The organism is Alkalibaculum bacchi, assembly GCF_003317055.1.
GTDB lineage: Bacteria > Bacillota > Clostridia > Eubacteriales > Alkalibacteraceae > Alkalibaculum > Alkalibaculum bacchi.
This window is the reverse complement of sequence record NZ_QNRX01000001.1, coordinates 240,770-265,646: the sequence shown is the minus strand read 5'-3', so window position 1 is coordinate 265,646 and position 24,877 is coordinate 240,770. Positions and strand designations below refer to the sequence as shown.

Sequence of the window (24,877 nt, the reverse complement as noted above, 5' to 3'; positions counted from 1 at the left end):
GATACTATGGCAAATGTAGTTATGATGCCGCAAATTGGTTTAAATGAAACGAGCAATCTAATTAGTACTTGGAATAAAGATGTAGGCGAGATGGTTAAAGTGGGCGATGTATTGTTTACCATTGAAACAGATAAATCTTCTATGGAAGTAGAATCAGAATTTGAGGGAGTATTACTGAAGAAATTATATGAAGAGGGAGATGCTTGTGATGTATTAACTCCCGTCTGTATTATCGGTCGACAAGGAGAAGATATTGAAGATTTATTTTCTGCCAAAGAGGAAGAAGAGGTAAAACCTGTAGTAGAAGCTCCTCAAGAGACACCACAGTTACCTGAAGATTCTCAAGCGAACGTCGTCATAATGCCACAAATTGGTTTAAATGAAACCAGCAATCTCATCAGTACATGGAATAGAAATGTAGGAGATGCAGTTAAAGTAGGGGATGTATTATTTACCATTGAAACAGATAAATCTTCTATGGAAGTAGAATCAGAATTTGAAGGTGTATTACTCAAAAAGTTCTACGAAGAAGGAGATGCCTGTGACGTATTAACTCCTGTATGTATTATAGGGCCAGAAGGCGAAGATATCAGTGGTTTTTCAGTAGAACAATCCACAGCAGATGAAGTTCAAGATCCTAAAACAGAAAGCACTCTAAATAATATACAAACTATGCCAGCTCAAGGAACAGTCAATCCAGATGGAATTCAAAAGGTTTCACCAAGAGCAAGAAATCTTGCAGAATCAAAAGGTGCAGACCTTGGCTATGCTGTAGGAACAGGACCAGAAGGTAGAATAATTGAAAGAGACGTGTATACCCTCCTTCATAATGGACCAGTTATGACAAAGGCTGCAAAACTTGGATTAGGAGAGGTAGATCCATCCTCTATTCATGCTACTGGAATAGGTGGACGAATTTTATCTACAGATGGAGCAAAAACAAGCAAAATTGAGACCACTACTGCACAACCTCAAGCTACAGAAGAAGAGTACAAGATTGTGAAATTTTCTAATATTCGAAAGATTATTGCAAAGAATATGATGAATTCTCTTCAAACTACAGCTCAATTGACTTTAAATGCATCTTTTGATGCTACAAACATAATGGAATATAGAAAACTTGTAAAATCTGGATCCGATGAATTTGGTTTAGGTAATATTACTTTAAATGATATGGTTATGTATGCAGTATCTAGAACTGTCGGTGATTTTGAAAATCTAAATGCTCATATGATTGGCGAAGATCAAATAAAAATATTCTCTAGCGTTCACTTAGGTTTTGCTTGTGATACAGATAAGGGACTAATGGTACCAACTATATTTGACTCGAACAAGATGAGCTTAAATGAAATCTCTAAGCATTCAAAAGAATTAGCAGAGCAATGTAAAAAAGGAAATATAGATCCTAAGAAATTACAAGGGGCTAGCTTTACGATTTCTAATTTAGGAAGCTTTGGTATTGAAAACTTTACACCAGTAATCAATCCACCTCAAACGGGTATTTTAGGAGTAGGAACAATTGAGTATAAAGTGAAAAGAGAAGCAGGTACATTTATTGAATACCCAGCAATGTTTATTTCATTGACATTTGATCATAGGGCCATAGATGGTGCGCCAGCTGCAAGATTCTTAAAGGCATTGAAATTCAATTTAGAAAACTTTAATTTGTTATTAGCAAAATAGGAGGTTTTAAAATGCATTATGATGTAATTGTCCTAGGGGCAGGTCCTGGAGGCTATTTAGCTGCGGAGAGAGCTGGACATGCCGGGCTTAAAACAATGGTAGTTGAAAAGAAAAATATTGGCGGTGTGTGCTTAAATGAAGGCTGTGTGCCTTCTAAGACATTATTAAACTCTGCTAAAATATACGAATATACAAAAGATGGTCAAAAGTACGGAGTAACATGTGAAAATGTTTTATACGATCAAGAAAAAGTAGTTAAGAGAAAAGATAAAGTAGTAAAAGCTTTAGTAAGTGGAGTACAAGCTACTTTAAAAAAGAACAAAGTTGAGATTGTTAGTGGAGAAGGAAGTATAATAGGAAAGACTTCACAGGGATTTGTAATAAAAGCAAATAATGAAGAACACAGCTGTACTAATTTAATTATTGCCACTGGTTCAGAAGCTATTGTTCCGCCAATTCCTGGTGTGAAAGAATCCTTTGAAAAAGGCATTGTAGTTACCAATAGAGAAATACTAAGCTTGGAATCTGTTCCTAAAAAACTGACCGTAGTAGGTGGCGGTGTAATAGGGCTTGAAATGGCATCTTATTACGCTACTGTAGGAAGTAAAGTTACTGTTATAGAGATGTTAGACCGTATTGGAGGCTATACAGATATAGAAATAGGTACTATATTAAAAGGAAATCTTGAGAAAAAAGGTATTAATTTCCTACTTGGTACTAAGGTTACGAGAGTACAAGATAATGTAGTTTACTATGAAATGGACGGAAAAGAATCTACTGTGGAAAGTGATAAGATACTTTTAAGCATTGGTAGGAGAGCGAATACAGCTAATATTGGCTTAGAAAAATTATCTTTGGCTACAGAAAGAGGAGCTGTCAAAGTAGATGAAACATGCCAAACTAATGTACCAGGCGTATATGCAGTAGGTGATGTCAATGGTAAATCTATGCTAGCTCATACAGCTTACCGTGAAGCAGAAGTTGCAGTGAATACTATACTAGGTAAAAAAGATATTATGAGGTATACAGCTATTCCTTCTGTAATTTATACTAATCCAGAGGTTGCTTCTGTAGGAGAGACGGAAGAAACAGCTAAGAGCAAGGGCTTGGATTACGAAGTTAAAAAGATTTCCATGAATTACAGTGGAAGATATATGGCGGAAAATGAAGGTGGCAATGGAATCACGAAAGTTCTTATAGAAAAAAAATATAATAAGATCATCGGTATACAGATGATTGGAAGCTATGCATCCGAAATCATTTATGGTGGAGGAATTATGGTTGAAACAGAAATGCTCGTTAAAGATTTAAAAGAGATTGTATTCCCACATCCTACTGTAAGTGAAATTATCCGTGAAGCAATTTTTCAGTAAATAAGCAGAAGGCGGACAGCGGAACTTGTTAAGTTGAAAAGTTGATTGAAATGGGTGTATGTGACGATAGAATCATCGTCCCCAAATAAAGATAAATCCTATAAAATAGATAAAAATTGGAGGAAGAAATATGCCAAAAAGTATAAATATTGATCCTGTTGAACGAAGAAAACCAGGTGAACTTACCTTTAAACCGATACAATTAAACCAGTACCAAAAGAGAGTTAAAGATGTAAAAGATGAATATACAAAAGAAGAATTAATTCATATGTACAGAGATATGATTTTGATTCGAGAATTTGAAACCATGCTACAAGACTTAAGGGCAACAGGCGAATATAGAGGAACAAAATACAGCTATACAGGTCCAGCTCATTTGTATTTAGGACAAGAAGCTACTGCTGTTGGTCAATCTTTTATCCTAGATAAAGACGACTTAGTGTTTGGAAACCATAGAAGTCATGGTGAATTAATTGCAAAAGGCATGTCTGCTCTAGAAAAATTAGAGGACAAAGATTTAATGGAAATCATGGAAAAATCACATGATGGAGCTCAATTAAGAGTAGTAGAAAAAGGATTTAAAGGTAGCGTAAAAGAATTGGCAACCCGCTTTTATATCTACGGCATCGCTACAGAAATTTTGGGTAGAAAAAATGGATTTGCTCAAGGTCTTGGTAATTCTATGCATGCATTCTTTATTCCATTTGGCGTATATCCAAACAATGCTATTGTAGGAGGATCTGCACCTGTGGCTCTTGGAGCAGCTCTTTATAGAAGAGTTAATAAACAAGATGGAATCATCATTGCAAATGCAGGAGACGGTTCTTTAGGTTGCGGCCCTGTTTGGGAATCTATGAATATGGCAGCTATGGATCAATTGACACAATTATGGGATGAAGCTCACAAAGGCGGACTTCCAATATTATTTAATTTCAACAATAATGGCTACGGTATGGGTGGTCAAACTGTTGGTGAAACGATGGCATACAATGTCCTTGCAAGAGTAGGTGCAGGTATCAGCCCAACTCAATTACATGCAGAAAGAGTAGATGGATACAATCCATTAGCAGTAATTGATGCTATGAAGAGAAAAAAAGAAATCCTTGTTAAAGGAGAAGGTCCAGCCTTATTAGACGTAGTTACTTATCGAATCGCTGGACACTCTACTTCTGATGCTAATCCATATAGATCTAAAGAAGAGCTGGAAGCGTGGAAGAATGCGGATGCTATTTTAAGCTTTAGAAACGATATACTAGAAGCAGGAATGACAACAGAAAAAGAATTAGATGAAGTCAAAGAAGCAGCTGAAACGGTAATTGAAGAAGTATTCAAACTATCTATTGATGACAGTGTATCTCCAAGAATGGATTTAATGAACGAAGTAGATTCCATTGAAAAATATATGTTTTCTAATGAAAAAATTCCATCAATGGATACAACTAGAGAACCAGATGTATTAGGACCAAAAGAAGAGAATACGAGAGTGAAAAGAATAGCTAAAAAAGAAAGAGCAGGCATCAAAGATGGAAAGACTGTTCCATCTGTAAAGGCATTCCAATTTAGAGATGCAGTATTTGAAGCCCTCATGGATAAATTTTACGAAGACCCTACATTGATTAGTTTTGGAGAAGACCTTAGAGATTGGGGTGGAGCATATGGTGTATATAAGAACATGGAAGAATCCATTCCATATCATAGACTCTTTAACACACCGATTTCAGAATCTGCCATTGTAGGCGCTGCTGTAGGATATGCAATGTTAGGTGGAAGAAGTGTACCTGAGTTAATGTATTGTGATTTTATGGGTAGAGCAGGTGACGAGATCTTCAATCAATTGGCAAAATGGCAGTCTATGACGGCCGGACAATTAAAGATGCCAGTAGTTCTTCGTACATCTGTAGGAGCTAAATATGGTGCACAACACTCCCAAGATTGGACATCTCTTTGTGCGCATATACCAGGCCTTAAAGTGGTATTCCCAGCAACACCTTATGATGCAAAAGGGCTTATGAATGCAGCCTTAAATGGTAGTGACCCTGTAGTATTCTTTGAAAGTCAAAGATTATATGGTGTTGGTGAAATGTTCCATGAAGGTGGTGTTCCAGAAGAATATTATGAAATTCCACTAGGAGAACCAGATATTAAAAGAGTAGGAACAGATTTGACGATTTTAAGCATTGGGGCAACATTATACAAAGCCATAGAAGCAGCTGAAAGATTAGAAAAAGAATACGGTCTGTCTGTAGAAGTAATTGATGCTAGAAGCGTAGTTCCGTTTAATTTTGAACCTGTTATTGAATCTGTTAAGAAAACAGGACGAATTCTTCTTACAAGTGATGCATGCCAAAGAAATTCAATTTTAAATGATTTTGCACAAAATATTTCTGAATTGGCATTTGATTATCTTGATGCACCACCAGTAGTAGTAGGCTCAAGAAACTGGATCACTCCAATAGATGAATTAGAAGAATTCTTCTTCCCACAAGCGGATACAATCATAGATGCAGTACACGAAAAGATTGTTCCACTTGCAGGACATAAAGTGAAATTTAATCATACAAAAGTAGAACAAATTAGAAGATATAAATTTGGGGTGTAAAGATCAAGGTGGTAAGGTGGTAAGGTGGTCAGGTGGTCAGCAAAACCTTACTTGCCTAAAGGCAAGATACTCGGGCACGATGCCTAAATTTCCACTTTCAACTTTCCACCAAAAAATAATATAATGAAGGCTATAAGTAAATCTATTAATAAGATTTACTTATAGCTTTTGTTTTCTTTTTCGTATTAAAATCTGTTTGACATACTATATATACTGTGTTAAAATATTTGTTTTGACATATTCTCCTGATTGTATTATAATAAATACAAGACCTTAATGGGTATTAAAGGAGGTAAATGCATGTTTTCGATTGGGGATAAAATTGTCTATCCAATGCATGGCGCTGGAGTCATTGAAAATATTGAAGAAAAAGAAATATTAGGCGAAAAAGCTTCTTATTTTATATTAGAATTACCTATATGTCAAATGAAGTTAATGGTTCCTGTAAATAATTCAGAAAAACTGGGACTTCGCGATATTGTAAATGAAGAGATCATAGATGAGATACTTATTGTCTTAGGTAAAGGGCAGGATGAAGATGAGACAAACTGGAGCAAACGGCACCGAAAAAATATGGATCGGATCAAAACTGGAGATATTTTCGAAGTGGCTGAAGTTGTAAGAAATCTTATCTTATTAGATGAAGAAAAAGGTCTCTCAACTGGCGAAAAGAAAATGCTTAATAATGCAAAACAAATACTTATGAGTGAACTTGCCTTAGTAAAGGACATCTCGAAAGAAGAAGCAGAACAATTGATTACAGATCATATAAAATAGATTTAAGATACCTTTAATAGTCTAAGAAAATTTTCTTAGACTATTATCTTGTCTTTAAGCAAATATTAATTTATATTTGTTATAATAGAGAATGTAAAATTTTAGAAGGAGGTGATGAGGTGGTAAAAAAAGTCACGAAATGGATTATTACTTTATTGGGCTTTGTTTCAGGATATCAATTAACAAAATTCTTTGTTAATATTGAACTTATTCAAAATTATATTAAAAGCATTATAGAATTGCCCTATCTTTTAACAATTAATATTATCGGTGGTACTCTATTTGGCATTATCTTTTATTTGCTGTCTCCATTTTTTATTAATGCAGGATTGAAATTATCTAGTGCTATTGAAGGTTATATATCAAAATTAACATTTAACGAGATTTTAACGAATACTTTTGGACTTATTGTTGGATTTGTTATTGCTGCGTTAATATCTATTTCAATCAATGCTATTGAATTTCTTCAACCCGTTACACAAATTGTCATTATTTTAATTTATATTTTCTTTGGGTACTTGGGAATAACAATAGCCAATAAAAATGCGGATACTTTTAGCTCAATTTTTAAAAAAGTTCCTAGAGAACAAAAAAGCACAAAGACGACAAAAAATTTAAAAAAGTATAAAATATTAGATACTAGCGTAATAATTGATGGAAGAATATTTGATATTTGTAAAACTGGATTTATTGAGGGAACGATTGTCATCCCCCAATTTGTACTAGCAGAATTACAATATATTGCGGATTCTTCTGATTCTCTAAAGCGAAATAGAGGCAGAAGAGGACTAGACATTATTAATAAGATTCAAAAAGAGCTGCCGATAGAAGTTGTAAACATGGAAAAAGACTATCCTGATATTCCAGAGGTAGATGCAAAACTACTAAAGCTTACAGAAGATTTAAATGGTAAAGTAGTAACAAATGATTATAATTTAAATAAAGTTGCTGCAATTAAAGGGATTGAAGTTCTAAATATTAACGAATTAGCCAATGCTGTAAAACCTGTAGTACTTCCTGGAGAAGAAATGATCGTCAATATGATTAAAGAAGGTAAGGAAAACGGGCAGGGTGTCGCTTATCTAGATGATGGAACTATGATTGTTGTAGAAAATGGAAAAAAATATGTAGGTGAAACCATAGAGGTAACAGTCACAAGCGTCCTTCAAACTGCAGCAGGTAGAATGATCTTCGCAAAACCTAAAAAGGTGATATCGAAATCGGTTTAAAAAAAGACAAAGCGTTTTGGGCGCTTTGTCTTTTTGGTTGGACGGTTGGCTCGTTGGCCGATTGGGCGCGAAAAACCTTCACTGAACAATAAAAAACGAATATTGAACACTGAACAGTACAAAAATGCTAATTATTATCAAAATTATCAAAATTATCATATATTGTTTATTGTTTAGTGTTCGTTGCGACGCAAGTCGCATATTTGCTTACCACCTTACCACCTTACCACCTTACCACCTTACCACCTTACCACCTTACCACCTTATTATTGCAATTTACTTCCCAAAAATATATAATATTACAAGTTACATTAGAAAAAATTAGGCGGTGTTATTATGCCCAAACCATTTGTAAGCGCAATTATCGTTGCAGCAGGTAATGGTTCAAGGATGAAAGCAGGGGTTAACAAACAGTATTTATACTTGAATAGTAAACCTGTGTTGGCGCATACACTACTAGTGTTTGAAGAATGCCAGTTAGTAGATGAAGTAGTATTGGTTATTGGGAAACAAGATGTCCAGATATGTATGGAAGAAGTCATAAGACCTTATAAGATAAAAAAGGTAAAAGTATTGGTGGAGGGTGGAGCTACTAGACAAGAATCCATGTACTTAGGCCTTAAAAAAGTAAATAAAAAAGCTGATATTGTAATTACACACGATGGAGCTAGGCCTCTGGTCCATTCTAATACCTTGATTAAATGCATAGAAGGTACATTAGAGCATAAAGCAACGATTGTGGCAGTACCTTCAAAGGATACAATAAAAATTGTAGATGAAAATTTAACGGTAAAAGAAACGCCAGATCGCACTACTCTTTGGACTGTTCAAACACCTCAAACTTTTGAATACAATCTTCTTATGAGAGCTCATGAAAAGGCCATCGAAGATCATTTTGTTGGGACAGATGATGCAATGCTGGTAGAGAGATTAAATCATACCATTAAGATCATTAAAGGGCATTATGACAATATAAAAATCACAACACCAGAGGATTTAATCATGGCGGAGTCGATTATTAAGATGATCCAGAGATGAAGCACGGAAAGCTGAAAGCAGAAAATTAAAATGAGAAGTTGGATGGTTGGTCGGTTGGTTCGTTGGATAAGATACGCGCTTTGCGCAATTTAGAATTGTTAAAAGCTAAGATCAAACTCGCTATAGGAAAATAATGGTTTTTTTACCACCTTACCACCTTACCACCTTATTTAGAACTTACAACGTAGAACTTAAACAGGAGGATATTATGGGTAAATTATTTGGTACTGACGGAGTTAGGGGAATTGCGAATATTGAATTGACGCCACAGTTAGCTTTTCAACTGGGGAGAGCAGGGGCCTATGTATTAGGTGAAGGCAATCACACACCGACTATTGTCATAGGAAAGGATACTAGAATCTCTGGAGATATGTTAGAATCTGCTTTAATTGCAGGGATTTGTTCTATGGGTGGCAATGTCATTCAATTAGGCGTATTACCAACGCCAGGAGTAGCTGTTCTCACAAGACATTTTAAAGCAGATGCAGGAGTTGTTATTTCTGCGTCTCATAATCCAGCAGAATTTAATGGAATTAAATTTTTTAATAAAGATGGTTTTAAATTATCAGATCAAGTAGAAGATGAAATAGAAAAATTGATTTTGGAAGATTATGAATTTGATTTGCCTGGGGGGGATTCTGTTGGTGCCATAACACAATGTGATTACCCAGAACAAGTCTATATGGATTTCTTATTAGATTCTCTAGATGTGGATTTTAAGGGTTTAAAAATTGTTCTAGACTGCGCTAATGGAGCGAGCTATAAAATTGCACCAGAGATATTCGCAAAATTAGGCGCGCAGATCATCTGCATCGGGGATCAGCCAGATGGTATTAATATTAACTGTAACTGTGGATCTACTCACTTAGAAGGATTACAAGAAACAGTTGTCAGAGAAGGGGCAGATTTAGGCCTTGCTTTTGACGGTGATGCAGATCGATTATTAGCAGTAGATAATCTTGGCAGAAACATCGATGGTGATCAAATTATGAATATCTTTGCCTACTCCATGGCCAAAGAAGGAAAATTAAAGCAAAACACAGTGGTTGCCACTGTAATGAGCAATATGGGCTTAGAGATCGCGTTAAAAGAGTGTAATTGTAAGGCTGTAAAGACTGCAGTAGGAGATCGGTACGTATTAGAGACCATGCAGAAAGAGGATTATAATCTCGGTGGAGAGCAATCTGGGCATATTATTCTTTTAGACCATAATACTACAGGAGATGGTCTTCTTACAGCAGTACAATTAACTCAAATTATAAAAAAAGAAAACACTTCCTTACACAAGTTAGCAGATAAGATGACCATATATCCTCAAGTCCTCGTAAATGCTAAAGTAAAAAACGAAAACAAAAAGAAATATTTAGAGGATATTGTTATAGGAGAAAAAATAGCGCAAATCGAAGAACACTTTCATGGAAAAGGAAGAGTGCTTATACGTCCTTCAGGAACAGAACCTTTAGTCCGAGTTATGATTGAAGGCGAGGACCAAAAAGAACTAGAGTCTATAGCTCAAGGATTAGCAGACCTAATTGTAGAAAGGCTAGGCTAGTTTCAAGCAGAGCCATTCAATTTACCATCATAAAAAAAGCACGCCAATTACTAAACTGTAAAGGTGTGCTTTTCTAATTAAAAACCTAGTTTATTGCGACGTAAGTCGCATATTTGACCCAAAAGGAATATTCAAATGCTAGCGACTGCAGCGCCGCAGGCGCTGCAACTATTCTTTAAAGTATTCAATTAAGTAACAAATCTCATTATCTGATAAGCTAATGTCATATTTCTCGCCTAAGAAAAAGAATTCTTTCTTAATAATTTTATATAGCTTTTCATTAGATGTGATCACTTCAGGTTTATTAGGGTGATTTAAAGTAACTTCATGATCTTTTAGCCTACTAATCATAAAAGCTAAATGTAATATCAAGCCAATAATATTAGAATCTCCTAATTTTGTATTCGTTTTTTGAAGTACATTGTCGATATATTCATGAACATCCTCATAGAGTTTTTCCCCGTCTAAGTTTTGAATATTCTCCTTTAAAACCATAGGTAATCTTATTAAAGTTGTCTTTACATCTATGATTTCTTGTAGCTCATCTAAAACAGACATGCTTATGACATCGTGCATACTAAAATGTTTAATAGAAGTATTTATAGGAAAGGATGATACTATAAACAAAATTTCTCTCTCTAATTGCATTTTAGACAAAGTTTTCATAAATTCATGCTGGTCTAAACTATTTATAGGTATAATTTCAAATAAGCTTTTATCGTATTTCAGTTGGTTATTTAATATATTTTTAATGGCAATGGATCCACCTTCTCCTGTTAGACAAGTAGTAATGATAGCAATCTTTCTTTTTTCTACAGTAGGATCTGGACTGATTCGATCGCTTATATAGGACTGTACTTGTAAAACATCATTGTAAATATAATCTAAAGGAGTGCCTAGTAATGCCTTGCGGGTCGCCTCTATAACGTGAAGAGTAGACACTAAAGATATAGATTTACAAGGTGTTTTTAACTCTTCCTCAATCATTTCTGAGAAGGTCGTTAGAGACCCCATATCTACTAAGAGGAGATAACCCGTAGCGTGTTTGTCCTCTAAGATAATCTTCTTTAATTTTTCATATACTTTAGATGGGCTTTCATCTAAAGGCGCATCTAAGGCTATTGCATAATCTTCTCCAAGCAAACCATTGACCACATTGACCATCGAAGTAGCTGTAGATGATCCGTGAACAATGACGATGATTTTTACATGGTCTTTTTTTGTCGTTTGGACATATTCAGGCAGTAGAAAAATAGTCAAATATCCTGCTTCATCGTCAGAAATTTTCTCTTTAATGTATTCACTTATGATATTTTTTGCTTCTAATGCTATTTTGTACTCTTTTGGATAGGAGGCCCTTATATTAAGGAGTTGTGGGTTGATAATATTTTTTTTATTGCGAATCCTCTTTATAAGTGTATCGATGTGTAAGGCAAGGGCGGTATACAAGTTGCTGTTAAAGTCTTTATCTAATTTTGAAGATATAAAGGAGACTACTTTATCAACGCAAGCCATAGTATCTTCGCCTAATAAATTTTTAATTTCAGATTTATTCGCTTCCTCATCTTCTAAAATAAGATACTTTTGAAAATGCGCCATAATATCTTTTGCTAGAACTTGATCAATATTGACCTCTGATATTCCTTTTGCTTGAAGTTGGGCTAATTTATTTTCTATAAAAGAATAAATATGATTATCTTCTTCTTCAATGGCAGGGATATCTGTTTTCATATTAGGTGCAAAGCGAAAGTACTCCACCTCCTCGCCTGTTAGTTTATTCCAAATCATACGGTGTTCCTTTTCCTTAAGAAGACCTTCACGTATATGAGTAGGTAAACTTCTGCTACTAATCCGAACGTCCTGTCGTAGATTTGTTAAAAACTCAGAATAGGCTTTGGCGCAGATAAGCTGTATATCGCTTTTTAACTGTCCAATATTACCCTTGCACTCATAGGATAAAAGAGCGCGAATAGTATTGCATGATACATAAATATCTCGACTTAATTTGATGCTCTCTTGCTTAAAAAAATTCTTAATTAAATACAAGCGCTCATCAAAGGTTCTCTCCTTAAGAGACGGAATCCTAAACATCATGGGTATTCTTCTAGTAAAGGTTTGTAATAAAGCAGAGTTAGGATCTTCTGTGGTGGCAGTTATGATTAAGGCATTGGTACTTCTAAGCTCACTATCTCCCATTCTGCGAAAAGTATTTGTGTCTAAATAAGTAAACAAGGCTTCTTGACCTTCTGGCGGAAGTCGATGTACTTCATCTAAAAACAAGATTCCGTCGTCGGCTTTTTCTATGAGTCCTACTCGATCTGATTCTGCTCCAGTATAAGTTCCCTTTTTTACACCAAAAAGTTGAGATACGAGTAATTGTGGATTATTACTATAATCTGCACAGTTAAATACGATAAAAGGAGCATCCTCTGGAATTACGCCCATTTCTATAGCATAAGAGTGCATTAATGAGACAAACATAGATTTTCCTACACCTGTATCTCCAAGTATCAAGGTAGCTAAGCCCTTTGGTGGATAGAGTATGGCAGCTTTAGCCTGGTCTCTGGCGTCTTTTAAGCTCGTATTGTATTTTACCAGCTCGTCTAATTGAGTGGTGACTGTTTTGGTAGGAGAAATAGAAGCATTCTCTATATAGAACAAAACGGGTCTTCCAGAAGTTTTCTTTATTTTTCCTTCTTTATATAGTTTGTTTAGTTCATTGCTCACATTTGAGCGGCTCATTCCTAAAATATTTGCTAGTGTTTGAGTATTAACGCCATTAGGATCATTTAACTCTTGTAATTTATTGTATATAAGTGTTTTGTTGTTCAAATAATCACCTTTTTATTATTATTATACATTTATTATAAACTATTATGACAATGAAAACCATACAGAGTTTAAACAATATCAAACACTAACCATAAAACACTTTAAAAGTCTCAAACACTAAAAAAATGAATCAAACACTAACATGTGTGTTTAAAACACTGTTGTCGAAATATAGAATTTAACGTCGATTTAACACAAGAAGAACTAGATTTTAGTGTTTGGCATGAGAATTGCTATTAAGAAAGTATGGAATACACAACAAGGTACAAAATAAAATCAAAATACATAATTAAAAAGGAGGAAATAGTAATGAATGAAATGGAACAGACTATTATGCAGTTAATCATACATTCTGGCGATGCTAAAACTCATGGGTATGAAGCTATAAGAAAAATAAATGAGGGAGATAGCGAAGGGGCTGATGAAGAAATCAAATTAGCTCATGATGCATTAATTGTAGCACATAATGCACAAACTTCATTATTGCAGAAGGAAGCAGCAGGCGAAAAAGTAGAAATTTCAGCACTGTTTGTCCATGCCCAGGATCATCTTATGACATCTATGAGTGAATTGAATTTAATTGAACAAATTGTGGAACTGCGTAAAGTAGTCAATACATTAGTAGAAAACAAAAAATAAGAGGAGGATTTCAAATGATAAAAATCAAATTATTTTGTGCAGCAGCATTTTCAACTAGTGCTTTGGTAGAAAAAATGAAGAAAGCCGCAGCAGCTAGAGGCTTAGAAGTAGATATAGAAGCGTGTGCTCAAGGAAAATTAGCAGATTCTTTAGATGGTTTAGATGTGGCTTTATTAGGACCTCAAATTGCTTATACACTACCAAAATCACAAAAAATATGTGGTGAAAAGTGTGTACCAGTTGCTGTAATTCCTATGGCTGATTATGGCATGATGAATGGAGAAAAAGTACTAGACTTTGCACTTAGTCTTATAGAAAAAGAAAAATAAAATTATTAAGGGGGTTAGACAAATGAACACAAAAGATTTTGGGAATAAACTCATGGAAGTGATGATGAAGTTTGTCAACATGAAAGGAGTTATCGCATTAAAAGAAGGTATGCTGAGTATTTTACCTTTAACTGTAGTAGGATCTATATTTCTTATCATCGGAGCTTTACCATTCAAAGGTGTAACAGATTTTCTGACAAATACTTTCGGTCCGGAATGGTCTGTACCATTTATGCAAGTCTATGGTGGTACATTTGCAATTATGGGCATGGTTGCTTGCTTTGCAATCGGTTACGCGTATGTTAAAAATGAAGGATATGAAGCACTCCCGGCAGGAGTACTATCTATTGCAACCTTCTTTATCATTCAAAACTCATTTGTTACTTTAGAAGGTGGAGAAGTAGTAAATGATGTCATTTCAAAAGCATGGACTGGCGGACAGGGAATGATTACAGCTATTATAGTAGGATTGTTTGTGGGTGCTACGTACTCATGGTTTATGAGAAAGAAAATCGTCATTAAAATGCCAGATAGCGTACCACCTGGAGTTGCAAATCAATTTACAGCTTTAATACCAGCAGCGTTTATTTTCGCTGTATCGGCGATAGTATATGGAATATTTAAATTTGGTTTACAAACTACATTTATCGAATGGATTTATACCGTTTTACAAGTGCCACTACAAGGATTGACAGATTCCTTACCAGGCGCAATAGGGATTGCTTTCTTTATATCTTTCCTATGGTGGTTTGGCGTACATGGGCAATCCATTGTCAATGGTATCGTAGTATCTTTACTGACAGCAAACTCTGTAGCCAATGCAGAATTACTTCAACAAGTTGGTTCTGCAACAGTAGAAGGTGGCGCGCATATTGTAACACAACAGTTCCTTGATAGTTTTATCATCCTTTCGGGATCTGGAATCACTTTTGGTATTGTATTTGCAATGTTATTTGCTGCAAAATCAGAGCAGTATAAGAGCTTAGGAAAAATGTCTGTAGTACCTGCAATATTTAATATTAATGAACCAGTTGTTTTTGGGTTCCCTATAGTATTAAACCCACTTATGTTTATTCCTTTTATTGCAGTACCAGTAATTGCAGCATTGCTTGTATATGGCGCTATTGCTATCGGATTCTTACAACCTTTCTCAGGAGTAATACTACCTTGGAGTACACCACTTCTTATTTCAGGATTAATGGTAGCAGGTTGGAAAGGTGCTTTGATGCAAATTATTATCTTAGCGATGTCTGTATTAATATATTTACCATTCTTCAAAAAACAAGATCAAATTACGTATAAACAAGAACAAGAAGCAAAAACAAAAGCATAAAAAAAAGCCTCGCGCGAAGTGCGAGGCTTTTTTTATCTTATAGAATAAGAAATCTTATTTTTGACCTGAACGATTGCTTTTGTCATTCAGAGCACCAGCATAAATGGTTGGACAGTTGGTTCGTGAGTTGGTTGGACGGGAAAAACGTAAAACCAGCCGCTACCTCTTATCATCCTAAACGCTAGTGAAGGGTCTTAGACCCCAGAAAAATACAAAATTTTGGTAGATTGTGCTGATGGCTAAGGCGCCGTAGATACTGTAATAACATGAATTCCTTTTCTTTCAAATGTTTCACATATTTTATCAGGAATATTAGCATCTGTGTATAGAGCATCTATATCACCAATAGAAAAAAGATTTACTAATCCATGACGATCAAATTTAGTAGAATCACTGAGGATAATAACTTTTCTTGCTGATGCTGCCATAGATTTTACAGCTTCTGCACGCATTAAATCTGAAGCCATAAAGCCAATAGTTGGTGAAAATCCATCTATACCAATGAAAAGCTTATCCACATAGAATTGTTCTGCGCAGATTTTTGTAATAGGTCCTACATTTACTTGAGACTCTTTTTGATACTCGCCTCCTAGTAAAATTACCTTGCAATTTGAATATTGTCTAATATAAGAAGCAATAAAAGCAGAGTTAGACATGATTGTAATATCTTTTTTGCTTTTAGCAACTTCCTCTGCAAAAATAGCACAACTAGAACCAGATTCAATCATAATGGTTTCCCCATTTGAAACAGTCTCTGCTGCAGATTTTGCAATCTTTAATTTGATATTATAATTGACAGCAAGTCTATTGTTAATATCATCGCTTTCATTTAAAACTGCATATCCGTGTTCCCGATTAATTAGGCCCTTTTCCGATAAGATATCTAAGTCCTTGCGGATGGTCACTTGAGAAACATCTAATAGTTCAGATAGTTTCGATACTTCTATCTTTCTATTTTCATTGACAATACTTAATATTTTTGAAAGTCTATCAGTCATTTTTTCCTCCTGTATTAAGGATATGTAACTATTATAATATATTTACAAACCAGATTATAGTATAGAATCCTTTTATTTCGCGGACAATTTTAGGATACCTATAGATTATATCACAGGTAGGTTTCAAATGAAAAAGAATATGCATCAAATGAATAAATATTTATTTACATATGGACCTAAATAAGCTATGATATTCATATAAAGGATAATGAGGTGAGCTAATGGAAGAAAAAAGAGCGATAATATTTAATATCCAAAAGTTTAGTATACATGATGGTCCAGGGATAAGGACTGTAGTGTTTTTTAAAGGATGTCCCCTTAGATGCCTTTGGTGTGCCAATCCAGAATCACAAATTGGAAAAATTCAAATCAGCTGGGACGATACAAAATGTGTAGAGTGCAATAAATGTGTTGAGTCTTGTCCAGAAGGATCCATAATAAATGTTAATGGGCGAAAGCAAATAGATACGAATAAATGTGAGAATTGGGAAACCATTATAAAAGAATGCCCAACGAAAGGTTTTACTGTAGAAGGTGAGTATAAAAGCGTAGATGAGATTATGCAAGAAGTCCTTAAAGATAAAGTATTTTATGAAGAATCTGGAGGAGGCGTTACTCTATCAGGAGGAGAAGTATTGCAACAGGCGGATTTTGCCATTGAGCTTTTAAAGGAATTAAAAAAATATGGTATTCACAGAGCTGCTGAGACTACAGGATATGCAGCACCACAAATATTTGAGCGCTTTATTGAACACATTGATTTGCTTTTATACGATATGAAGCATTATGATCCTGTGAAGCATAAAGAAGCAACAAATGTAGATAATAAAATTACTCAAGCAAATATGCGAACTGCTGTGAAGAAGGGAAAAAAAATTATTGCTCGAATTCCGGTTATTCCAGGCTTTAACGATGATCTAAAGGATGCTAAAGAATTCTGTAAACTACTAAAAGATATTGGAATTAAAGAGGTAAATCTTTTGCCGTTCCATCAAATGGGTGAAAAGAAGTATGAAGCACTAGGTATGGAATACAAGATGAAAGGTATAAAACAATTGCATCCTGAAGATTTAAAGGAATACCAAGAGATATTTTTAAGAGAAGAGTTTGACTGTAAAATATAAATTTGTTTTAGATAAAACAATATACATATTACGAATGAAGGAATAATATTGACATACGTAACTAATTAGTGATATTATGAAAATATAGAATTACTAAAAATATAAATCACTATAAGGAGGATATCTACATGAGTAATTATTTTGGTCATTTAACACCTAGAATGAAACAATATCGTGAAGCCGTATTAGATAAAAAGCCATATATAGATCCAGAACGTGCAGTTCTTGCTACAGAATCCTACAAAGAAAACCAAGGAAAACCTGTTAATTTACAACGTGCACTAATGTTAAAAAATATTTTAGAGAATATGACAATTTATATTGAAGAAGAAACATTTATTGTTGGAAATCAAGCATCTTCAAATAATGACGCTCCAATCTTTCCAGAGTACACCATGGAATTTGTTATAAATGAATTAGATAAATTTGAAAAACGTGACGGAGATGTTTTTTACATAACAGAAGATACAAAAGAAAAATTACGTTTGATTGCTCCTTTTTGGGATGGAAAATCACTTAGAGATTATTCTAAATCTTTATTGCCAGATGAAGTAGCTCCATTCTTGGGATTTTTTGGAATGGAAGGAAAAATGAATTCTGGTGATGCTCACTTAGCTGCTGATTATCCTCAACTATTAAAAGTAGGACTACGTGGATATGAAGAGCGTACTCGAAAACTTAAAAGTAAATTAGATTTAACTGTTCCTGAGAATATTGATAAGTATCATTTTTATCAATCTGTATTAATTGTAATCGATGCTGTGCACACTTATGCAAAGCGTTTCTCAAAACTAGCTCTTGAAATGGCAAAAAATGCTACACCTGAACGAGCAGAAGAATTAAGAGAAATTAGTCGGATTACAGCAAAGGTGCCATATGAGCCAGCAGAGACTCTTGCAGAGGCAATTCAATCTGTATGGTTCATACAAGTTATTTTACAAATTGAATCAAATGGACACTCACTGTCTTACGGACGTTTTGATCAATTTATGAATCCATATTATGAAGCAGATCTAGCAGCTGGTCGTATTACAGAAGAACATGCAGTTGAACTCTTGACAAACTTATGGGTTAAGACACTAACTGTTAATAAAGTCCGTAGTCAATCTCATACATTAAGTAGTGCGGGTAGCCCACTTTATCAAAATGTAACAATTGGTGGTCAAACTAAAGATAAAAAAGATGCTGTCAATAAAATGTCTTATTTGGTTTTACGCAGCATAGCTCAGACAAAATTACCACAACCAAACTTGACAGTACGCTATCATACAGGATTAGATAATAAGTTTATGAGTGAGTGCATTGAAGTAGTTAAACTAGGCTTTGGTATGCCAGCTTTCAATAATGACGAAATAATAATTCCATCTTTTATAGATTATGGAGTATCTGAAGAAGATGCCTATGACTATAGTGCTATTGGATGTGTAGAGACTGCAGTTCCAGGCAAATGGGGCTATCGTTGTACTGGTATGAGCTATATGAACTTCCCTAAAATTTTGCTTATTACCATGAATGATGGAGTTGATCCAGCTAGTGGACTACGTTTCGCAGAAGGAAAAGGCCATTTTACACAAATGAAATCTTATGAAGATTTAATAGCTGCATGGGATAGTATTGTTCGTGAAATTACTCGTATGAGTGTTATTGTAGAAAATGCATGCGATATTGGAATAGAGCGAAAAGCTCCTGATATTTTATGCTCTACTTTAACTCAAGATTGTATTGGACGAGGTAAAACCATTAAAGAGGGTGGAGCGATTTATGACTTTATCTCTGGTTTACAAGTAGGAATCGCAAATATGGCAGACTCACTGGCTGCAATTAAAAAATTAGTTTACGAAGAGGGTAAGGTTACTCAACAAGAACTTTGGGATGCATTAATGGACGATTTCCAAAGCCCTCGTGGAAAAGAAATTCAAGAATTATTAATTGAAGAAGCCCCTAAATACGGTAATGACGAGGATTATGTAGACCAATTAATTGTAGAAGCATACGAGAGCTATATTGATGAGATTGAAAAATATCCAAATACTCGTCATGGACGTGGACCAATTGGTGGAAGACGTTATGCAGGTACATCTTCTATTTCCGCTAATGTAGGTCAAGGAATGGGTACTTTGGCTACACCAGATGGACGTAATGCGCATGAGCCATTAGCTGAAGGGTGTTCACCAGCTCATAATATGGATAAAACTGGACCTACGGGAGTATTTAAATCTGTTGCAAAATTGCCAACTGAAAAAATCGTTGGTGGGGTCTTATTGAATCAAAAGGTAAATCCTATGGTTCTATCAAAAGAAGAAGACAAACAGAAATTGATTATGTTAATCAGAGCATTCTTCAATCGCTTAAAAGGATATCATGTTCAATATAATGTAGTATCACGTGAGACCCTATTGGATGCACAAAAACATCCAGAGGATCATAGAGATTTAATTGTCCGAGTTGCGGGGTATTCCGCTTTCTTTAATCTCCTTTCTAAGGCAACACAAGACGATATTATTGAAAGAACAGAACATGTAATTTAATAATCTATAAATAACGCCCCTTCTTTAAATAATAAGAGGATACTATGTTTGGTATAACAGCATAGTATCCTCTTTATAAAATGAAAAATCTTTATGTAATTCATAGAAAAAATGATAAGGCAAAGAATGGTCTGAATTCCTTTGATGTATTGTAGTATAATATAAATATACGAAATTTTTTATTAAGAGGGATCCCTATGAGATTAAATACAAGCCAAGGACTTGCTCAACAACAAAAACAAATATTGACCACGCAAATGCGACATTCCTTGCAAATTTTAGAAATGCCAATTGTGGATTTAAAGATGGATATTTCAAAAAAAGTAGAAGAAAATCCTCTTCTAGAAGCTCATTATGAAGCAGATCATCCGAGACAGGATGAATTAGAAAAGCTTATTCGGGATGGGAAAAGGACTGAGAAAGAGTATTCTTTTTCGGATACGATTCATTATAATCCTGATAAAGATGTAGACCCTCTCAATTTTGTCACAATAGATAAAACATTAAAAGATTTTTTGAAAGAGCAGCTCGTAGATGTAAAAGAATCTCATGAGATAAAGAGTATTTGCATTTATATCATCGAAAATCTTGATAAACGAGGATATTTAAGTGATAGCGTAGAGAATATAGCAAAGGATTTACACTGTAGCCTTCAGGATGTAGAATACGCATTACAATGTATACAACAGTTTGAGCCAGATGGTATAGCTGCCAGGAATTTAATAGAATGCTTAGAAATACAAATCGCTAAAAAAGGTATAGAAGATGAAAAATTAACAGAGATTATTCAATATCATCTTCATCTAATAGCGGAGAATAAACTTAAGAACATTGCAACTTTACTTAACATAAGTATGGAAGAGGTGCAAGAGTATATAAGTATTATTAAAGATTTTGAGCCAAAGCCTTCAAGGGGTTTTTTTACTGGCGATGAAGATATATATATTATTCCTGAAGCCTATATTGAGATTATTGATGGAGAAGTGGTTTTAATACTCAATGATAAACTACTGCCTACATTAGCTATTAATCAATACTATGCTACTATAGCAAAAGAAAAAGCAGATAAAGAAGCAAATCGATATGTAAAAGAAAAATTAAATGATGCTAAGGTTTTTATTAAAGCTGTTGATTTAAGAAAGGACACCATCTCCCAGGTTTTGCAGTATATAGTAGAGAAACAAGGAGAATATTTTTGTAATGGTTTGCAGTATTTAAAACCTATGTCCATAGGAGAGGTTGCAGAACAGCTTCATTTAAGCGAATCTACTATTAGTCGAGCAATTAAAGAAAAGTACATACTAACTCCACATGGAATGGTTAAAATAAGGGATTTGTTTACTAGTGGTATAAAATCTACTGGAAATAAAGACGACTTGATTTCGACTAATTCGATCATGTTTCAAATAAAAGAGTTCATTGATGCAGAAGACAAGTACTGTCCCTTATCTGACGAAGCTATTGCTAAAGCTTTAAAAGAAAATGGCGTAAAAATTGCAAGGAGAACAGTAGCTAAATATCGAGAAGAATTAGAGATTCCTTCTTCTAGTAAAAGAAAACAATACAAATAGTATATTCTATGAAATTGTTGGATTTACCAATGAAGAAAGGAATCTTTCTTTAAAAACCTTATTTATTACAAATAAAACTAATTTGAGTTATAAAAGATGAAGAAAAGCATAATTTCTATAAAAAAACATTGTATCCATTTTGAGAATAGTATAATATATTTAACTATGGAGGTGAACACAAAAATTAAATACAATAGCGCCAGGACTCATGTATTGAGTTGACGAGGATGGGGAGTATCGAAATACTCGGCGGATGCCCCAAACAGTTTAAATTCTCCTAAGCTGTCTAAAGGTTTAAAACCCACAGGTGACTGTGAAACAAAGACCTTTCTAAAAATATGGTCATTTTTGATGACCTTTCTTTGCTATGCTCTATAGCAGTTTCTTTTTTAGTACAAATAAAAATATGTAGTCTAAAGACTAGCAGATGGTAAGGATCTTTTTTGCTATAAGCTTACAAAAGAGTCCTTGTTTTGAAAGGAGAATGAATTATGTGTGGTATCGTAGGATATATTGGAAATAAAAAGGCAACAGAAGTACTGATTAACGGATTAAGTAGATTAGAATATAGAGGTTATGACTCAGCCGGTGTTGCTGTTAGCCAGGGCGGAAAAATACATACAAAAAAGCGTAAAGGTAGATTAAAAGTATTAGAAGATCTTATGGAAAAAGAGCCCTTAGAAGGGACCGTTGGGATTGGGCACACTAGATGGGCTACTCATGGGGAGCCATCAGATGTAAATTCTCATCCCCATGCCAATGCAGATCACTCTATAGTAATCGTTCATAACGGAATCATTGAAAACTATATGGAGCTAAAGGAAAAACTCATAATAAAGGGGTATCGGTTTTTATCCGATACAGATACAGAGGTGATTGCTCATTTATTAGATAGTTTATATCAAGGGGATATGGTAAAAGCTGTTAGAGAAGCAACTACTTATTTAAAGGGCTCCTATGCCTTAGGAGTTTTGTGTCACAGTGAGCCAGACAAGATCATAGCAGTGAGAAAAGACAGTCCTTTGGTTATTGGTGTTGGAGACAATGAAAACTTCATAGCATCTGATATTCCAGCAATTTTAAATTATACGAGAAATGTGTATTTATTAGATGACAAGGAAATTGCGATCTTGACAAAAGAGAGAGTGATTGTATTAGATCAACATGGAGAAGAAGCAGGAAAACAAATCTTTAAAGTAGACTGGGATGCTGCAGATGCAGAAAAAGGTGGCTACGAGCACTTTATGCTAAAGGAAATTCACGAACAACCAAAAGCATTAAGAGATACTTTGACTTCTAGACTTTATGATGATAAAAAAGAAATTGTATTAGATAAGATCAAATTAGGAAAAGAAGAATTAGATAAAATAAATCGAATCTATATTGTAGCATGTGGCACTGCATACCACGCTGGATTAATTGGAAAATATTCTATTGAAAAATACGCTAGAATTCCTGTTGAAGCAGATATTGCTTCAGAATTTAGATATAGAAACCCGATTATCGACGAGAAAACCTTGTTAATTCTCATTAGTCAATCAGGAGAAACTGCGGATACTTTAGCAGCCATGAGATTAGCAAAGCAAAAGGGGGCTCGAGTGATGGCAGTTACCAATGTAGTAGGAAGCTCTGTTTCTAGGGAAGCAGACGATGTACTCTACACATGGGCAGGACCAGAAATTGCCGTAGCTTCTACAAAAGCCTATACCACTCAATTAGCGTGTATGTATATGATTGCCTTACATTTAGGAATGTTAAAGGGAACTGTTAATGAAGAGGAACTGACTAAAATCCAGGAGTCTTTAAAGGCTAGCCCTGAAATGGTTGAGAAAGTCATTAAAAAAGAAAGTGCCATTAAAGAATTTGCGTACGACAAATTTAATGTAAGGGATGTGTTCTTCTTAGGAAGAGGTTCAGACTACTACGCTAGTTTAGAGGGCTCTTTAAAGATGAAAGAAATCTCCTATATTCATTCAGAAGCTTATCCAGCAGGAGAGCTAAAACATGGCCCTATTGCATTAATAGAAGAAGGAACGGTGGTTATAGCCCTTTGTACTCAAACAGAATTGCTTGAGAAGATGATGAGCAATATTAAAGAAGTAAAAGCTAGAGGAGCTTATGTTGTAGCCTTAGCCAAAGAAAGCGATAAAGCAATAGAAAAGGAAGCAGATAAAGTCTTCTACATTCCTGATACACAAGACGATATTGCGCCTATTCCTACAGTAGTAATATTACAAATACTAGCTTATTATTTGTCTGTAGCGAGAGGATGCGATGTAGATAAGCCAAGAAACCTTGCTAAGTCTGTTACAGTAGAATAGATAAAAATAATAATTATTGTCTTATGTAAATTAAAAATAAAGTCGTTCCGAGAAAAATAAAGTTGTACAGAAAGTAATAAAGTCGGTAAGAAAAAAAGGGAGAAACTGTTCAAAGTGCAGCTTCTCCCTTTTTTCGTTCCTCATGATAGCTCAATTAAAGCATTGTGTATTGATTTCTTTCTCAAGGTTGATAACTTAAAAGGCGAATATTTAATTTATCTTATAAAAAGTTCATATTCTTATTTATTATTTGTTATACTGATAATGATAAAAAATACTTCTTTTATTAAAGAACTTGATATATAATAATATCGATAATAAATACAAACAATAGGTGATGGAGTTCACCTTTAATCGCCAATGGCTAATGACTCCTGCTGGTGTTTTTTACTGGCAGGAGTTTTTATATGTAATAGGAAAGTCGTACTTTTGACATTAGCTCTTGCCTAGTCATCCTGAGCGCAAGCGAAGGATCTTGACCTAAAAAGAATACCCTAATGCTAGTGACTAAAGACTAGCGACTAATGCGCCATAGGCGCTTTCTTGTATGTATTTAATTAGGAGGAATAAAAATGGTTTATTTTTTAGTAGGCGTTGCAGGAACTTTTGGAGCTATTTTAAGGTATTTGATAGGCGTTTCATTACTCACGAATAGTTTGTTCCCCTATGCAACATTAAGCATTAATCTAATCGGAAGTTTTTTATTGACTTGGCTAACAACAAGATTATTGAAGAAGACTTCTTGGCCGTCTCATATAACGACAGCAATCGGAACGGGATTTGTTGGTTCATTTACCACTTTTTCAACTTTAAGTGTAGAAACCGTTAAACTGTTTCAAAATGGAGCAATATTATTGGGTCTTCTTTATGTTTTTGTAAGTATTGTGGGAGGATTATTAATGAGTAGATTAGGATTTAATATAGTTGGTGAGGAGGTACAAAAATCGTGAC

Annotated in this window: 17 protein-coding genes and 1 riboswitch; of the genes, 15 read left to right on the top strand and 2 right to left on the bottom strand. The window is 34.5% G+C overall.

Annotation, left to right across the window (positions count from 1 at the left end):
* The first annotated feature begins 6 nt into the window (after positions 1-6).
* From DES36_RS01280 to glmM, 7 genes are all read left to right on the top strand, one after another.
* Positions 7-1,683: a 2-oxo acid dehydrogenase subunit E2 gene (locus tag DES36_RS01280; RefSeq protein WP_113919409.1), complete on the top strand. Its 1,677-nt coding sequence runs from the start codon at positions 7-9 to the stop codon at positions 1,681-1,683.
* A gap of 11 nt (positions 1,684-1,694) precedes the next feature.
* Positions 1,695-3,056, top strand: a complete 1,362-nt coding sequence (gene lpdA / locus DES36_RS01275) for a dihydrolipoyl dehydrogenase (protein ID WP_113919408.1) — start codon at positions 1,695-1,697, stop codon at positions 3,054-3,056.
* A 130-nt stretch (positions 3,057-3,186) separates the two neighbouring features.
* Entirely contained in the window at positions 3,187-5,655 is a 2,469-nt protein-coding gene (locus DES36_RS01270; protein ID WP_113919407.1) for an alpha-ketoacid dehydrogenase subunit alpha/beta, read from the top strand.
* Between the two features lie 300 nt (positions 5,656-5,955).
* The gene (locus DES36_RS01265; protein ID WP_113919406.1) at positions 5,956-6,432 is read left to right on the top strand and encodes a CarD family transcriptional regulator; all 477 of its coding nucleotides are present in this window, start codon (positions 5,956-5,958) and stop codon (positions 6,430-6,432) included.
* A 119-nt stretch (positions 6,433-6,551) separates the two neighbouring features.
* Complete coding sequence (locus DES36_RS01260; protein WP_113919405.1) at positions 6,552-7,661, top strand: PIN/TRAM domain-containing protein; 1,110 nt, start codon at positions 6,552-6,554, stop codon at positions 7,659-7,661.
* A gap of 336 nt (positions 7,662-7,997) precedes the next feature.
* A complete protein-coding gene (ispD, locus tag DES36_RS01255) occupies positions 7,998-8,699 on the top strand; it encodes a 2-C-methyl-D-erythritol 4-phosphate cytidylyltransferase (RefSeq protein WP_113919404.1) in 702 nt (233 codons plus the stop codon).
* 208 nt (positions 8,700-8,907) lie between these two features.
* A complete protein-coding gene (gene glmM, locus DES36_RS01250) occupies positions 8,908-10,251 on the top strand; it encodes a phosphoglucosamine mutase (protein ID WP_113919403.1) in 1,344 nt (447 codons plus the stop codon).
* Positions 10,252-10,419: 168 nt separating this feature from the next.
* Here the strand turns inward: glmM and DES36_RS01245 are convergent, their stop codons facing one another.
* Positions 10,420-13,083, bottom strand: coding sequence for a sigma-54-dependent transcriptional regulator (locus tag DES36_RS01245; protein WP_113919402.1), 2,664 nt, complete (start codon positions 13,081-13,083; stop codon positions 10,420-10,422).
* 309 nt (positions 13,084-13,392) lie between these two features.
* Here DES36_RS01245 and DES36_RS01240 point away from each other — a divergent pair, with 309 nt between their 5' ends.
* The 3 genes from DES36_RS01240 to DES36_RS01230 are packed head-to-tail and all read left to right on the top strand — an operon-like array spanning position 13,393 to position 15,384.
* Complete coding sequence (locus DES36_RS01240; RefSeq protein ID WP_113919401.1) at positions 13,393-13,722, top strand: PTS lactose/cellobiose transporter subunit IIA; 330 nt, start codon at positions 13,393-13,395, stop codon at positions 13,720-13,722.
* 14 nt (positions 13,723-13,736) lie between these two features.
* On the top strand, positions 13,737-14,051 hold the full coding sequence (locus DES36_RS01235) for a PTS sugar transporter subunit IIB (protein WP_113919400.1): 315 nt from the start codon (positions 13,737-13,739) through the stop codon (positions 14,049-14,051).
* A gap of 22 nt (positions 14,052-14,073) precedes the next feature.
* Positions 14,074-15,384 (top strand): PTS sugar transporter subunit IIC, encoded by a 1,311-nt coding sequence (locus DES36_RS01230; protein ID WP_113919399.1) that lies wholly within the window; start codon positions 14,074-14,076, stop codon positions 15,382-15,384.
* A 239-nt stretch (positions 15,385-15,623) separates the two neighbouring features.
* Here DES36_RS01230 and DES36_RS01225 read toward each other — a convergent pair whose 3' ends face one another.
* Positions 15,624-16,382 carry a DeoR/GlpR family DNA-binding transcription regulator gene (locus tag DES36_RS01225; protein ID WP_113919398.1) on the bottom strand — a complete coding sequence of 253 codons (759 nt, stop codon included), beginning with the start codon at positions 16,380-16,382 and terminating at the stop codon, positions 15,624-15,626.
* A gap of 221 nt (positions 16,383-16,603) precedes the next feature.
* Between DES36_RS01225 and DES36_RS01220 the strand changes: the two genes are divergently transcribed.
* The 5 genes from DES36_RS01220 to crcB all read left to right on the top strand — a co-directional run bounded on the left by DES36_RS01220 (position 16,604) and on the right by crcB (position 24,876).
* The gene (locus DES36_RS01220; protein ID WP_113919397.1) at positions 16,604-17,506 is read left to right on the top strand and encodes a glycyl-radical enzyme activating protein; all 903 of its coding nucleotides are present in this window, start codon (positions 16,604-16,606) and stop codon (positions 17,504-17,506) included.
* Positions 17,507-17,634: 128 nt separating this feature from the next.
* Positions 17,635-20,034, top strand: coding sequence for a glycyl radical protein (locus DES36_RS01215; protein WP_113919396.1), 2,400 nt, complete (start codon positions 17,635-17,637; stop codon positions 20,032-20,034).
* Between the two features lie 197 nt (positions 20,035-20,231).
* Positions 20,232-21,605 carry an RNA polymerase factor sigma-54 gene (gene rpoN, locus DES36_RS01210; protein WP_113919395.1) on the top strand — a complete coding sequence of 458 codons (1,374 nt, stop codon included), beginning with the start codon at positions 20,232-20,234 and terminating at the stop codon, positions 21,603-21,605.
* A 491-nt stretch (positions 21,606-22,096) separates the two neighbouring features.
* Positions 22,097-23,926 carry a glutamine--fructose-6-phosphate transaminase (isomerizing) gene (glmS, locus tag DES36_RS01205; protein ID WP_113919394.1) on the top strand — a complete coding sequence of 610 codons (1,830 nt, stop codon included), beginning with the start codon at positions 22,097-22,099 and terminating at the stop codon, positions 23,924-23,926.
* 324 nt (positions 23,927-24,250) lie between these two features.
* Positions 24,251-24,310, top strand: a riboswitch (Fluoride riboswitch).
* Between the two features lie 188 nt (positions 24,311-24,498).
* Positions 24,499-24,876: a fluoride efflux transporter CrcB gene (crcB, locus tag DES36_RS01200; RefSeq protein WP_113919393.1), complete on the top strand. Its 378-nt coding sequence runs from the start codon at positions 24,499-24,501 to the stop codon at positions 24,874-24,876.
* Position 24,877 lies beyond the last annotated feature (1 nt).

What these genes read in the sequence shown, in the direction of transcription:
- ispD (WP_113919404.1), top strand. Translation starts at nt 7,998, where the DNA reads ATGCCCAAACCATTTGTAAGCGCAATTATCGTTGCAGCAGGTAATGGT.
- DES36_RS01230 (WP_113919399.1), top strand. Translation starts at nt 14,074, where the DNA reads ATGAACACAAAAGATTTTGGGAATAAACTCATGGAAGTGATGATGAAG.
- DES36_RS01270 (WP_113919407.1), top strand. Translation starts at nt 3,187, where the DNA reads ATGCCAAAAAGTATAAATATTGATCCTGTTGAACGAAGAAAACCAGGT.
- DES36_RS01240 (WP_113919401.1), top strand. Translation starts at nt 13,393, where the DNA reads ATGAATGAAATGGAACAGACTATTATGCAGTTAATCATACATTCTGGC.
- DES36_RS01225 (WP_113919398.1), bottom strand. Translation starts at nt 16,382, where the DNA reads ATGACTGATAGACTTTCAAAAATATTAAGTATTGTCAATGAAAATAGA.
- crcB (WP_113919393.1), top strand. Translation starts at nt 24,499, where the DNA reads ATGGTTTATTTTTTAGTAGGCGTTGCAGGAACTTTTGGAGCTATTTTA.
- DES36_RS01265 (WP_113919406.1), top strand. Translation starts at nt 5,956, where the DNA reads ATGTTTTCGATTGGGGATAAAATTGTCTATCCAATGCATGGCGCTGGA.
- glmM (WP_113919403.1), top strand. Translation starts at nt 8,908, where the DNA reads ATGGGTAAATTATTTGGTACTGACGGAGTTAGGGGAATTGCGAATATT.
- DES36_RS01235 (WP_113919400.1), top strand. Translation starts at nt 13,737, where the DNA reads ATGATAAAAATCAAATTATTTTGTGCAGCAGCATTTTCAACTAGTGCT.
- DES36_RS01280 (WP_113919409.1), top strand. Translation starts at nt 7, where the DNA reads ATGGCAAATGTAGTTATGATGCCGCAAATTGGTTTAAATGAAACGAGC.
- glmS (WP_113919394.1), top strand. Translation starts at nt 22,097, where the DNA reads ATGTGTGGTATCGTAGGATATATTGGAAATAAAAAGGCAACAGAAGTA.
- lpdA (WP_113919408.1), top strand. Translation starts at nt 1,695, where the DNA reads ATGCATTATGATGTAATTGTCCTAGGGGCAGGTCCTGGAGGCTATTTA.
- DES36_RS01215 (WP_113919396.1), top strand. Translation starts at nt 17,635, where the DNA reads ATGAGTAATTATTTTGGTCATTTAACACCTAGAATGAAACAATATCGT.
- DES36_RS01220 (WP_113919397.1), top strand. Translation starts at nt 16,604, where the DNA reads ATGGAAGAAAAAAGAGCGATAATATTTAATATCCAAAAGTTTAGTATA.
- rpoN (WP_113919395.1), top strand. Translation starts at nt 20,232, where the DNA reads ATGAGATTAAATACAAGCCAAGGACTTGCTCAACAACAAAAACAAATA.